This is a genomic window from Rhizobium jaguaris (assembly GCF_003627755.1).
Lineage (GTDB): Bacteria > Pseudomonadota > Alphaproteobacteria > Rhizobiales > Rhizobiaceae > Rhizobium > Rhizobium jaguaris.
Genome location: NZ_CP032695.1, coordinates 191,078 through 203,779, shown reverse-complemented (window position 1 = coordinate 203,779; position 12,702 = coordinate 191,078). Strand labels below are relative to the sequence as shown.

The 12,702-nt window shown below is 60.2% G+C and carries 11 protein-coding genes; 6 read left to right on the top strand and 5 right to left on the bottom strand.

Annotated elements, in window-relative coordinates; all coding sequences use genetic code 11:
* Positions 1-1,293 carry an amidohydrolase family protein gene (locus tag CCGE525_RS23020; protein ID WP_120706696.1) on the top strand — a complete coding sequence of 431 codons (1,293 nt, stop codon included), beginning with the start codon at positions 1-3 and terminating at the stop codon, positions 1,291-1,293.
* Between the two features lie 137 nt (positions 1,294-1,430).
* On the opposite strand, the gene CCGE525_RS23015 is transcribed toward CCGE525_RS23020, so the two are convergent.
* A complete protein-coding gene (locus CCGE525_RS23015) occupies positions 1,431-2,345 on the bottom strand; it encodes a proline iminopeptidase-family hydrolase (protein ID WP_162950274.1) in 915 nt (304 codons plus the stop codon).
* Positions 2,346-2,399: 54 nt separating this feature from the next.
* A complete protein-coding gene (locus CCGE525_RS23010; RefSeq protein ID WP_120706694.1) occupies positions 2,400-3,182 on the bottom strand; it encodes a helix-turn-helix transcriptional regulator in 783 nt (260 codons plus the stop codon).
* A 131-nt stretch (positions 3,183-3,313) separates the two neighbouring features.
* Between CCGE525_RS23010 and CCGE525_RS23005 the strand changes: the two genes are divergently transcribed.
* Genes CCGE525_RS23005 through CCGE525_RS22985 form a run of 5 tightly spaced genes read left to right on the top strand, consistent with a single transcriptional unit; the run spans position 3,314 to position 9,279 of the window.
* Positions 3,314-4,204 carry a proline iminopeptidase-family hydrolase gene (locus tag CCGE525_RS23005; protein ID WP_120706693.1) on the top strand — a complete coding sequence of 297 codons (891 nt, stop codon included), beginning with the start codon at positions 3,314-3,316 and terminating at the stop codon, positions 4,202-4,204.
* A gap of 51 nt (positions 4,205-4,255) precedes the next feature.
* Entirely contained in the window at positions 4,256-5,194 is a 939-nt protein-coding gene (locus CCGE525_RS23000; RefSeq protein WP_120706692.1) for an ABC transporter permease, read from the top strand.
* Positions 5,191-6,042 (top strand): ABC transporter permease, encoded by an 852-nt coding sequence (locus CCGE525_RS22995; RefSeq protein WP_120706691.1) that lies wholly within the window; start codon positions 5,191-5,193, stop codon positions 6,040-6,042. The genes CCGE525_RS23000 and CCGE525_RS22995 overlap by 4 nt, the downstream gene beginning before the upstream one ends.
* The gene (locus CCGE525_RS22990; protein ID WP_120706690.1) at positions 6,039-7,745 is read left to right on the top strand and encodes a dipeptide ABC transporter ATP-binding protein; all 1,707 of its coding nucleotides are present in this window, start codon (positions 6,039-6,041) and stop codon (positions 7,743-7,745) included. The genes CCGE525_RS22995 and CCGE525_RS22990 overlap by 4 nt, the downstream gene beginning before the upstream one ends.
* A 19-nt stretch (positions 7,746-7,764) precedes the next feature.
* Positions 7,765-9,279, top strand: coding sequence for an ABC transporter substrate-binding protein (locus tag CCGE525_RS22985; protein WP_120706689.1), 1,515 nt, complete (start codon positions 7,765-7,767; stop codon positions 9,277-9,279).
* A gap of 455 nt (positions 9,280-9,734) precedes the next feature.
* Here the strand turns inward: CCGE525_RS22985 and CCGE525_RS22980 are convergent, their stop codons facing one another.
* The 3 genes from CCGE525_RS22980 to CCGE525_RS22970 are packed head-to-tail and all read right to left on the bottom strand — an operon-like array spanning position 9,735 to position 12,687.
* Positions 9,735-10,520, bottom strand: a complete 786-nt coding sequence (locus CCGE525_RS22980; RefSeq protein WP_120706688.1) for an SDR family oxidoreductase — start codon at positions 10,518-10,520, stop codon at positions 9,735-9,737.
* 49 nt (positions 10,521-10,569) lie between these two features.
* Positions 10,570-11,343 carry an SDR family NAD(P)-dependent oxidoreductase gene (locus tag CCGE525_RS22975; RefSeq protein ID WP_120706687.1) on the bottom strand — a complete coding sequence of 258 codons (774 nt, stop codon included), beginning with the start codon at positions 11,341-11,343 and terminating at the stop codon, positions 10,570-10,572.
* A gap of 9 nt (positions 11,344-11,352) precedes the next feature.
* Positions 11,353-12,687, bottom strand: coding sequence for a dihydroorotase (locus CCGE525_RS22970; RefSeq protein ID WP_120708584.1), 1,335 nt, complete (start codon positions 12,685-12,687; stop codon positions 11,353-11,355).
* Positions 12,688-12,702 lie beyond the last annotated feature (15 nt).

Below are 12,702 nucleotides of genomic sequence, written 5' to 3'. Positions count from 1 at the left end.
ATGTTCGACCTAATCGTTCGTAACGCCAATCTGCCTGATGGCCGCAAGGGCATCGATATCGCGATCAAGGATGGCAAGATCGTTACCGTGGAGGCTTCGATTGCGGCCGAAGCAAAAGAACAGATCGATGCGACCAACCGGCTTGCAAGCCCGCCTTTCATCGATCCGCATTTCCATATGGACGCGACGCTGTCGCTCGGCCTGCCGCGTATGAATGTTTCCGGCACCCTTCTGGAAGGTATCGCACTTTGGGGAGAACTGCGCCCAATCGTGACGAAGGAGGAAGTCGTTGAACGCGCGTTGCGTTATTGCGATCTTGCCGTGACGCAAGGGCTGCTTTTCATCCGCAGCCATGTCGATACCTCCGATCCCAAGCTGGTGACGGTCGAGGCACTCCTTGAGGTGAAGGAGAAGGTCAAGCCCTACATCGACCTGCAACTCGTCGCCTTCCCTCAGGACGGCTATTATCGCGCCAAGGACGGGGTGACCTCGCTCACACGCGCCCTGGACATGGGCGTCGATATCGTCGGCGGCATCCCGCATTTCGAGCGCACCATGGATGAAGGCAGGGCTTCAGTCGAAGCGCTTTGCAGGATCGCAGCCGATCGCGGTCTGCCAGTCGATATGCATTGCGACGAGACCGACGACCCGATGTCGCGACACGTGGAAACTCTGGCTGCCGAGACCATCCGCTTTGGACTGCAGGGCCGCGTTGCCGGCTCGCACCTGACCTCGATGCATTCGATGGATAATTACTACGTCTCCAAGCTCATCCCCCTGATGGCGGAAGCAAAGATCAACGTCATTCCCAATCCGCTGATCAACATCATGCTGCAGGGCCGGCACGATACTTATCCGAAACGTCGCGGCATGACGCGAGTGCGTGAACTGATGGATGCGGGGCTAAACGTCTCCTTCGGCCATGATTGCGTGATGGATCCCTGGTATTCGATGGGGTCAGGCGACATGCTCGAAGTTGGCCATATGGCGATCCATGTCGCCCAGATGGCCGGCATCGAAGACAAGAAGAAGATCTTCGATGCGCTGACGGTGAATTCCGCCAGGACGCTCGGTCTCGAGGGCTACGGTCTGGAAAAGGGCTGCAACGCCGATCTCGTGGTGCTGCAAGCCGTGGACACGCTTGAGGCGCTCCGCCTGAAGCCCAATCGCTTGGCCGTCATTAAACGCGGCAAGGTCGTTGCCCGCTCCGCGCCACGCATTGGCGAACTCTTCCTCGATGGCAGGCCTTCCCGGATCGACGGCGGGGTCGATTACGTGCCCATCCAGAAGTAAGAGATCGGCCGAGGGTTCTTGAGATATTGCCGCGCAAACCAATCCAACTTCCAGACAGGGATCGTAGCCTTGGCAGGAATTGAAGCGGCGACCAACGCTGACGACGACCGAACTCATCCCCAGCCCCTTCGACCTGATCAATCATGTTCACTCAAGAATTCCGAAACCGTCTTCAGGCAGAGGTCCTTCTCCTCGACATGCGGCATGTGGCTTGAGTTCTCGAAGAGCACCCATTCGCAACCCTTGACGCGGTCAACGTAGGGTCTGACCACCAGCGGCGTGGCCTCGTCATGTCTACCGGAAATCAGCAAGGTCGGCGCTTCGATGAGGGAAAGCCGGTCCTCGATCGTCCAGTCCTTCATCGTGCCGATGACGTGAAATTCGGTCGGGCCGTTCATATTGCGGTAGACGGTATTGTCCTCGTCCATAATGGCGAACGTGCGGGCGACTTCGTGCGGCCAGGGAGCGACGCGGCAGACATGGCGATCGTAGAAAACACGGGAGGCGGCGATATATTCGGGATCGGTGATCGTGCCGGCCCGCTCGTGCTTCAGCAGCGTATCCTGCACGTTTTGCGGCAATTCCTCGCGAAGGCGGTTTGCCTCTGTGACCCAGGTATGCATGTTGGCCGGCGAATTGGCGATCACAAGCGCCTTCAGACCCTTTGGCTGACGCACGGCATGTTCGGCACCCAACATGCCGCCCCATGACTGGCCAAGAAAGGCATAACGGTCCTGGATGTCGAGATGCTTCAGGAGCGCATCGAGTTCTTCGAGGAAAAGCGACGGCGTCCAGAAGTCGGGCCCCTTTTCGGGCAGGCGTGTGGAATTGCCGTTGCCGAGCTGATCATAGTGGATCACAGGGCGACCATCGATTTCGGTGATACCTTTAAAGCTATCGACATAATCATGGGTGCAGCCCGGGCCGCCATGGGCGACGACGAGCGGCAGCCTGGTCGAATCAAGCGAGCCGGTGATGCGATACCATGTCCGGTATTCACGAAAGGGCAGAAAGGCTTCCTGTGTCGGGACTGCGGCCACGGGCTTCTCCATCTCTAAGCTTCGACGGACAAGAACATAGCGCGGCCAAAATGGAGGCGGCAGCTATCACAAGTTATAGGATGGTCGCGCATCCAGCAGACGATAGTGCGTGGCGCGGACGACGGCCTGCGTGCGGTTCTTTGCGCCGAGCTTCTTTGCTGCCGCATTGAGGTGCATGACGACCGTCGGCACCGAGCGATCGATGATGCGTGAGATCTCCTTAGCGGAATAGCCTTCGGCGGAATGGCGCAGGCATTCCCTCTCCCGCTCCGTCAACCGGATCTTGCCGACGCTGAGTGCGGCGGCATCGAAGAGCGAATAAGCCGCCTCATGGAAGACATGGGCGAGCAGATTGAAATCGGCGATGTAGCGCAGGGCATGGCGCTCGAATTCCTTGTTGGCGCCAAACCGAATTCCGGTGACGGTGGCATAGTCCCCGCGAGGCATGTGCACCGGCACGGTGACGCCCGTCGACATGTCGCGTTCGCTGAGATAGCGGGCGACGGGAGCAGTGTCCTCGGTCATGAAGCGCTTGATCAGGGTATCGGCATTAGAATCGTAATTCCAGAAGAAGGGCGCCGAGGTGCGTAGCGCCACCTGCTGCACTGGATCGATACGGAAGTAACCACGATCGAACCAGTATTCGTGCATATCGTCCGAGATGTTTCGCAGCTTTAGCAGCGATGGGATCATGATCTTTCCGTCGAGATCAAAGGGCACCGGCGTATAATCGTAGATCAGCGCCTCGAAGCCGATTGCCTTCATAGCCTCGAAGACATGGTCTATGCGGCCGTCCAACGTCTGATGCGCGGTGAACTGGCGTCTGATGGTTCCGATTTGGTCGAGCATGGCGCGGTTCTCATCTCTGCTTCCGGCCTCCCAACCTATCACTTCTTATAGCTGGTACCGATCGCGGTTTAAGGTAAAAATTTAGCCATGCTCAAATATTGAGCAAGCGGAATCTTTTGCCGGAGTTGCCAATGTGGCGTGAAATCCAGCCAGAAGCGCGGCACGACATCGAGGTCGATGGTCACAAGGTGGTCGCCTACAGTTTCGGCGGCGGACCGGAAACCGTCCTCTGCTTGAATGGTGGCCCGGGCCTGCCATGCGACTATCTGCGCGAAGCCCACTCCTGCCTGATCGACAAGGGATACCGAGTCGTCGCCTTCGATCAACTCGGCACCGGAGCCTCCGATAGACCGACAGACAAGGGTCTGTGGACCATCGGCCGTTATGTCGAAGAGACGGAGACTGTTCGCAAGGCGCTCGGCCTCGGCAAGGTGCATATGCTCGGCCACTCCTGGGGCGGCTGGCTGGCGATCGACTATGCACTAACCTATCCCGAGAACCTGCAGACGCTGATCCTCGAAGACACCGTTGCGGACATGCCGCACCTGATTTCCGAGCTGGAGCGGCTACGCGCAGCGCTTGGCCCAGAAACTGTCGCCATGATGCAAAAACACGAAGCGCAGGGCACCTACACTCATCCCGAATATCTCGCTGCAGTCACCATCCTCAACTACCGCCATGTCTGTCGCCTGCCGGAATGGCCGGCGCCGGTTCGCCGCTCGCTCGACGACTGGAACATGGGTCCTTACGAGACGATGCAGGGGCCGAACGAATTTCTCTATATCGGCAATCTCAAAGACTGGAATCGCATTCCCGACCTCCCGCGACTGACCATGCCCGTGCTGATCACGACGGGCGAGCACGACGAACTAACGCCAGCCTGCGCGCTTCGTATGAAGCTCGCCTTGCAGAAAGCGGAGCTCAAGGTCTTCGCCAATGCCAGCCACATGCCCTTTTACGAAAATCCAAATGACTACTACCCCACGCTTCTCGGTTTCCTGTCGCGGTACAGGGCAAGCTGATGCACGATAAGGTGATTCAAACCCGACGACGACAAAGGGGCGATCGCCGCCATGCATCGCTATAAATTCGTTCTGACACGGCCGCTGCAGTTCCTGCCGGTTATTTTCGGCATAAGCGTCATTACCTTCGTTCTGGTACATTTGATCCCAGGCGATCCCGCGCGCAACATCCTCGGCACGCGCGCCACGCCGACGGCGCTTGCCAATATCCGCGCTCAGTATGGCCTCGACCAGCCGATATGGCTGCAATATTTCTATTTCATCAAGAATCTCGGCAATGGCGAGATGGGCAAGTCGATCCTTTACAAGATCGACGTGCTGCCGTTGATCGCCACCCGAATCGAGCCGACGATCGCATTGGTCGTCTCAAGCGTCATCCTGTCGATCCTCATCGCCGTACCCATGGCCGCGATTGCCGCACGCAATGCTGGCCGCGCGCCGGACCATGTCGTGCGCATCGTCTCCACGTTCGGTATCGGCTTTCCGCCTTTCTGGCTGGGGCTGATGTTGATCATCCTGTTCAGCATCGAGTTCGGCGTCCTTCCGGTGTCAGGCTATGGATCGACGATCGGCGACAAAATCGCCCATCTCATTCTGCCGGCTCTGACCGTCGCGCTGTCACTTTCGACGGTGCTGACCCGCAGCCTGCGGGCTGCGATGATCGAATCCCTCAAATCGGATGTGGCGACCGCCGCTCGTGCCCGCGGCATGCCGGAGGGCATCGTCTTCTGGCGGCATGTGGTACCGAACTCGCTGGTGCCAACCATCAATCTGCTTGCCGTCAATATCGGCTGGCTGATCGGCGGCACAGTCGTCGTCGAAAGCGTCTTCGCTCTGCCCGGTATGGGCCAGTTATTGGTGCGCGCCATCTTCTCGCGCGACTACATGGTCGTCCAGGGTGTCGCGATGGTGTTTGCCTGCGCCACGGTGCTTGTCAATTTCCTTGCCGATATCGTGACCGTCGCCGCAGACCCGCGGGTGAAATTATGAGCGTCGATACGATATCCCACGCTTCAATCGGCTGGAGGAAGTTCCTCGGAAAACACCTGACGCTGACGCTCGGCGGCGGCATCCTGCTATTCTTCCTAATTCTCGCGATCTGCGCTCCCTTTGTCGCGCCCTATGATCCGATCTTCCAGAATGCCGATGTGCGCTTACAGGCTCCGTCGCTGCTACACCCTTTCGGCACGGATAATTTCGGTCGCGATATCCTGTCGCGGGTCATCTGGGGCACGCGTATCGACCTGCAGATCGCCGTCGTCGGGGTGTTCTTCCCCTTTCTGATCGGCACCACGGTCGGCACTGTCGCGGGCTTCTTTGGGGGTATCGTCGATGCGCTGTTCATGCGCGTCGTCGATGTCATCCTCGCTTTCCCCTTCCTGGTGCTGATGCTGTCGATCATCGCCATCCTCGGACCGGGGTTGAGCAGCTTTTACATCGCCATGGCCCTGGTCGGCTGGGTTTCCTATGCCCGCCTCATCCGCGCGCAGATGCTGGTCCTGAAGGGCAGCGACTATGCTGTTGCCGCCGCCAGTCTCGGCTTCAGCCGGCCGCGCATCATGTTCCGCCATCTGCTGCCAAACGCCATAGCCGGCTCGATCGTCTTTTCCATGTCGGACGCGGTGCTCGTGCTCCTGAGCGGCGCGGCGGTCAGCTATCTCGGCCTCGGTGTGCAGCCGCCGGTCGCTGAGTGGGGCGTCATGGTTGCCGAAGGCCAGAGCTTCATCACCACAGCCTGGTGGATCACACTCTTTCCTGGCCTGTCCATTGTCTGCCTCGCCTTCGGCTTCAGCATGCTGGGTGATGCGCTTGGAGAATTGCTCGGAGTGCATGAATGAGCGCGCCCGTCCTTTCCGTCCGCGACCTCATTGTGAAAGCCCACCTCGATAACGGCGTGCGGACGCTGATTGATGGCGTCTCGCTCGATCTCGGCAAGGGCGAAATCCTCGGCCTTGTCGGCGAGAGCGGCTCTGGCAAGAGTCTCTTGTGCCGCTCGCTTGTGCGGCTGCTGCCCTCCTCGCTGCTGAAGATCGAAGGCGGCTCGATCCGCCTCGAAGGACGGGAGTTGACCGATGTCAGCGATGCGGAAATGCTTGAGGTGCGCGGCGGCGAGATCGGCATGATCTTCCAGAATCCGACGAGCCATCTCGATCCCGTCATGCGCATCGGCGACCAGATCGCCGAAGGCATCCGCTATCATCAGGGCCTCAATGCCCGCGGGGCCCGCGCTGCAGCAACCGAGATCCTTGCCCAGGTCGGCTTTCCCGATCCTATCAGGCAATATGACAGCTATCCGCACGAATTTTCCGGCGGTATGCGCCAGCGCGCCATGATCGGCGTAGCGCTTTCCTGCAATCCGAAGATCCTGATTGCCGACGAGCCGACCACCGCGCTCGACGTCACTATCCAGGCGCAGATTCTCAAGCTCTTGATGGAAATCCGCGACAAGCGCGGCCTCTCCATCATTCTCATCACCCATGATCTCGGCATCGTCGCCCAGACCTGCGACCGGATCGCCGTGATGCGCGGCGGAAAGCTGCTGGAGGAAGGGCTGAAACGGACGCTCCTGTCGCAACCGCGGCATCACTACACGATCGACCTGATCAAGAGCCATCCGTCGATGCCCGATGAGACGGCATACGTTGCGGAAACCATGAGAGACGATACGCCCCTCAAGCCTCTCCTTGAAATCGACGATCTTCATGTTCGCTTCAATGTCGGCGGCTTCTTCAACGGCAGCGATAAAAGAACGGTCAACGCCGTCTCGGGCGTCAGCCTGCAGGTGATGCCGGGCGAAACGGTCGGGGTCGTCGGCGAATCCGGCAGCGGTAAGAGCACACTTGCCCGTGCTATTCTTGGCCTGACACCGCTCTCCTCTGGGCACATCACCTTCGACGGCATCGATCTGGCGCAACGAAGAGCAGCGGGCCTCGTCAAGCTGCGGCGCGAGGCGGCCATGGTATTCCAGGACCCCTACAATGCGCTCAACCCGCGATTGACAATCGGCGAGATGCTTTCCGAAGTGCTTAAGGTGCAGGGCAAGGTCGCATCTGCCGATATTCCCGCCCGCGTTGGCGAGCTGCTGGACCTCGTCGGCCTTGAACGCGAATTCGTCAATCGCAAGCCGCGCAGCATGAGCGGCGGCCAATGCCAGCGCGCCGGCATCGCTCGTGCACTCGCCGTCGATCCTAAGCTCATCATCGCCGACGAATGCGTCGCCGCTCTCGACGTCACCATACAAGCGCAGATCATCGCGCTCTTCCGCGAGCTGAGGCGGAAGATGAACCTGACCCTGCTCTTCATCGCCCATGACCTCGCCATCGTCCGCAATCTTTGCGACCGCACCGTCGTCATGTATCGCGGCGAAATCGTAGAGGAAGGCCCGTCCGAGGAGGTCTTCACGCGGCCCAGACATGCCTATACGGCCTCGCTCATCGCCGCCATCCCCGACATCGATCCGAACAAGCAGCTCTTCGCCGACACGGGTCTTCGGGGCGAAAGGAAAGTCGTCGAAATCCTGCCATTCAAGCGCATGCCATAACAACCAAGGGAACGATCTTATGACCAGCAGATGGAAATCAATCGGGCTCGCGGCCATCGTCGCCGGCCTTACTCTCACCGCAACCTATGCCGAAGCTGCCGGTGTGCTGACCATCGGCCGCCGCGAAGATTCGACGACGTTCGATCCGATTAAGACGGCGCAGAACATCGATAACTGGGTCTTCTCGAACGTCTACGACGTGCTGATCCGTGTTGACAAGACCGGCACCAAGCTGGAGCCCGGTCTCGCCGAAAGTTGGACCGCATCCGACGATGGCCTGACCTATGTCTTTAAGATCCGCGACACGAAATTCTCCGACGGCTCGCCGCTGACGGCCGAGGATGCCGCCTTCAGCCTGTTGCGCATCCGCGACGACACGGCCTCGCTCTGGAGTGATTCCTACAAGGTAATCGATACCGCGGTCGCAACCGACGCGCATACGCTGACGATCAAGCTCAAGCATCCCTCCGCGCCCTTCCTGTCGACGCTGGCACTGCCGAATGCCTCAGTCATCTCCAAGAAGGGCATGGAAACGCTCGGCCCCGACGCTTATGGCGAAAAGCCGATCGCCTCGGGCGCCTTTGTCGTCGACGAATGGCGGCGCGGCGATCGCATCATCCTCAAGAAGAACCCCTATTTCTGGCAGGCCGACCGTGTGAAGCTTGATGGCGTCGAATGGATCTCCGTGCCGGACGACAATACCCGTATGCTGAACGTCCAGGCCGGCCAGCTCGATGCAGCGATCTTCGTTCCCTTTTCCCGCGTGGCGGAGCTGAAGAAGGATCCCAGCCTCAATGTCGATACCGACGCTTCGACCCGTGAGGATCATCTTCTGATCAACCACGCGCATGGCGCGCTCGGCAAGAAGGAAGTCCGCCAGGCGCTCGACATGGCGGTCGACAAGAAGGCGATCGTCGATGCCGTCACCTTCGGCCAGGGCACGGCTGCCAATTCGTATATTCCGAAGGGCGCGCTTTATCACTATGCCGACAACCTGCAGCGCCCCTACGATCCAGATAAAGCCAAGAAATTGCTGGCCGATGCCGGCGTTTCCAATCTGACCCTGACCTATCTTCTACGCGCCGGCGACGAAGTCGACGAGCAGACGGCCGTGCTCGTGCAGCAGCAACTGCAGAAGGCCGGCATCACCGCCAACCTGCAGAAGGTCGATCCGAGCCAGGAATGGGATATGACGGTCGCCGGCGACTACGACATCTCGGTCAACTACTGGACCAACGACATTCTCGATCCCGACCAGAAGACGACCTTCGTGCTCGGCCACGACTCCAACAACAACTATTCGACCAACTACAAGAACGAGGCCGTGAAGGAGCTGGTTGCCAAGGCACGCCTGGAGCTCGATCCCAAGAAGCGCGAGCAGATGTATATCGATCTGCAGAAGATGGCGAAGGAAGACGTCAACTGGATTGACCTCTATTACAGCCCCTACATCAACGTCTCGCGCAAGAATATCGAGAACTTTTACCAGAACCCACTTGGCCGCTTCTTCTTGGAAGATACGGTCAAGAATTGACGGGTCGCTGACTGATCCTTGCTCCGCCGCCCGGCGGAGCATTGTGTCGTTGAAAGGTGGTTGATCGTCAGGCGGCTGAGGTCGACAGATGGCTCATCAGGAAGCTGAAGCGGCGGCCTACTTTAGAAGCACAATCACCACGCCGCGTGGATCGCGAGCAAAGCGGTCCGAGTCCGTTGTCGACAATACGTCGCTAGGTTTAGGCTGATTCAGCTGCGGCCAGCCGTTTATATCCTCGCTCTTGAGTGGACCTGAGCCGCCGGCCCGCCGATGCCCGCGGTCCCAAGTCACAGATAATACCGAACCCTATTCTCAACGGTGATATTCGGCTCTGTCCGACCATGCTGCGCCACGACTGCCTCCGAGCAGAAATAGGCCACCTAGGAACGGATCACGCTTGGGGGACGTCGGCCTTTGCTTCCTCAAATCAGCAGCCGCCGCCGTCCGGATTGCGTTCACACACTTGCGATGAGGCCACCATCTATCCGCAATACGCTTCCCGTCACATACGATGCGCGTATGCTCGCGAGGAAGGTAACAACGTCGGCATATTCTTGCGGCTCACCATATCGGCCGACAGGGATGGAAGCCGTACTCTGCGCCGATACATCTTCCGCCGAGCGCCCCTCCCGCTTGGCTTTCTGCTCGTCCAAAAACGTGATGCGCTGCGTCGCGACGCGGCCCGGCAGCACGATATTGACCGTGACCCCATCTCGACCAACTTCGCCGGCGAGCGTCTTGGACCAGCCCAGCAAAGACATGCGCAACGCGTTGGAAAGCCCGAGATTAGGAATGGGCGCAACGACGCCCGACGAGGTCGAGGTGATGATCCGCCCCCATCTCTTTTCGCGCATCTTCGGCAGCACGGCATCGGTGATTGCGATGACCGATAGCACCATGCTGTCGAAATGCTTGCGCCAGCTTTCGGCGCTCTGGCCGGCGACCAGAGTCGGCGGCGGGCCGCCGGTGATGTTGACGAGCACATCCACCGATCCGAACCGGGCTTCGATCACGGAGAGGTTCGAAGCGATGATGCTCAGATCAGCCAGGTCCCAGGCAATCGCCATGGCGCTGCCGTCATTTGCCTCGATCTCGGCGACCGCCTTTTCAGCAGCTTCCTTGTTGATATCGGCAACAGCGACGCTGCTTCCCTCCGCTGCCAGCGTCCTGGCAATCGCTCCGCCGAGGCCGCCGCCCGCGCCGAGAACGAGCGCCGTCTTTCCCTTGAGTCCCAGATCCATGTGTGCTTCCTTTCATTCTCCGGCAGACAGCCGGCCTTTCGTTGAGGGGTCAGCCGGCCATCCAGCCGCCGTCGACCATGAGGTTGATGCCGGTCATGTAGCTCGCCATGTCGCTTGCCAGGAAAAGGGCGGCGCCGGCGACATCTTCGGGGACGCCGAGGCGCGGCCAGGGCGTGCGGCGGCGCGAATAATCGAGCGCATCCGGATCATTGGCGACCCCGGGCTTGCCGGTGACGATCTTGCCCGGCGCGATCGCATTGCAGATGATCAGATCGTCGGCATGATCGACCGCGATCTGGCGCGTCATCTGGACGATCCCGCCCTTGCTGACGCCATAGGGAAAATCGCCGGGGCAAGCGACCATTCCATGCTGCGAGGAGATGTTGATAATGCGGCCGCGCACTTCGCTGACCGGCTCCTGGGCAAGGAATTGCTGCGCAGCCCGCTTGCAGCAATAGAAGAAACCGGTGAGGTTGACGCCGATGACGCGTGCCCACTGCTCCGACGTCGTTTCCAGCAGATTGGTCGATGTGTAGATCGCCGCATTGTTGACCATTACGTCGAGCCGGCCGAAATGCTTGACGGTCTCGCTGACCAACGCATCGACGGCGTCCCAATTGGAAATATCCGTCTTGACGAAAAAAGCCTTGCCGCCGCCGGCACAGATCCGCTCGAGGGTGGTCTCTCCGCCCTCCAGCGGCGCTTCGATCGTGTCGGCGATAACGACCGACGCCCCCTCTCGGGCGTAACGCAATGCGATGGCGCGGCCGAGACCGGAGCTTGCGCCGGTTATGATGGCAATTCTGTTCTGCAGCATAGGCATGGTGTTTCCTCAGACTTCGCGTACGACAACCGCGCCGCGCCTTTCGGCAATGATTGCACCGTCGCGGACGATCTCTTGTCCCCGCAGGAAGACGCGAGTGAGCTTTGCCGGAATGCTCCAGCCATCGAACGGGGTGTAGGCCGCCCGCGACGCCTGTTCAGCATTGGTGATGAGGCTACTCCGGCGCCGATCGACGACCAGGATATCGGCATCGTAACCGGTCGCGATCGCCCCCTTCGATCTGGCGAGACCAAATCGCTCGGCTGGATTGCGGGCACACATGCGAACGAGTTCGGAGAGACCTATCACTCCTTCCGCGACCAGCCTGAGCATCGTCGGAAGCAGCGTCTGCAGACCCGGCATGCCGCCCGGAATATCGGCGAAGGCAGCATAGGTCGCCGCCTTCTCTGTCGGACTGTGCGGCGCGTGGTCTGTGGCGACAATGTCGATCAGCCCTTCGGACAAGGCGGCCCGCAGCGCTTCGACGTCTCTGGCGTTGCGAAGGGGCGGCGATCCCTTCAGGTTTGCGCCGAGCGTCGCATAGTCCTCAGCTGTGAAGAACAGGTTCTGCGGCGTCGTCTCGATGGTCGCGTCGGCCATGTCGCGAAGACGCCGCCATGTGGAAACGCCAATGGCGGAGTTGACCTGGCGGACATGGATGCGCGCACCGGTCGCTGCTGCGGCGAGCACTGCGCGCGCAACGCCGTCGGCCTCAGCCAGCGGCGGGCGGCTGGCGAGGAATGCGGCTATATCGCCGGCGCCGTCGCGCGGACCGCTACCTTCCAGAATGGACTGATCGCCTGGAGAGATACCGATCAGCGTGTCGCGTCCGGCAAGGCGCTTCAGCATCTCGGCAACGGCATCCATCGTATTGAAGCGAAATGCTTCAGGCACATCGGCAGTGAAGAGTTCCAGCGAAACCGGACGGAGAGCGAGCAGTCCTTCGAGAAGGCTGAGGTCCTGGCTGAGAACCGCCTGGAAGCCGACATCGACGTGGATGCGCCCCTTGGCCATCGCCATCTTCTCAGCAAGCTGTCCTGATGTCGCCGTCCATGGATCGTCTGTCGGCATATCGAGCACCGATGTCACGCCGCCGAGCGCCGCCGCCCGGGTACCGCTATCGAAGTCTTCCTTCTGGGTCAGCCCCGGTTCGCGCAGGTGGACATGGGCATCGACGAGACCGGGCAGCAGATGGCAGCCTGCCGCATCAACGACTGTGCGAGCCTCAGCCACGTCACCGGGCGAGAGGATCGCGGCGACCCGCCCGTCCGTGATGCCGACGTCGGCCCGTCTCTCACCGTTGGCGTTGACGACGGTGCCGCCCGATATGATCATGTCGAACATGCCGCCCTCCTGTCG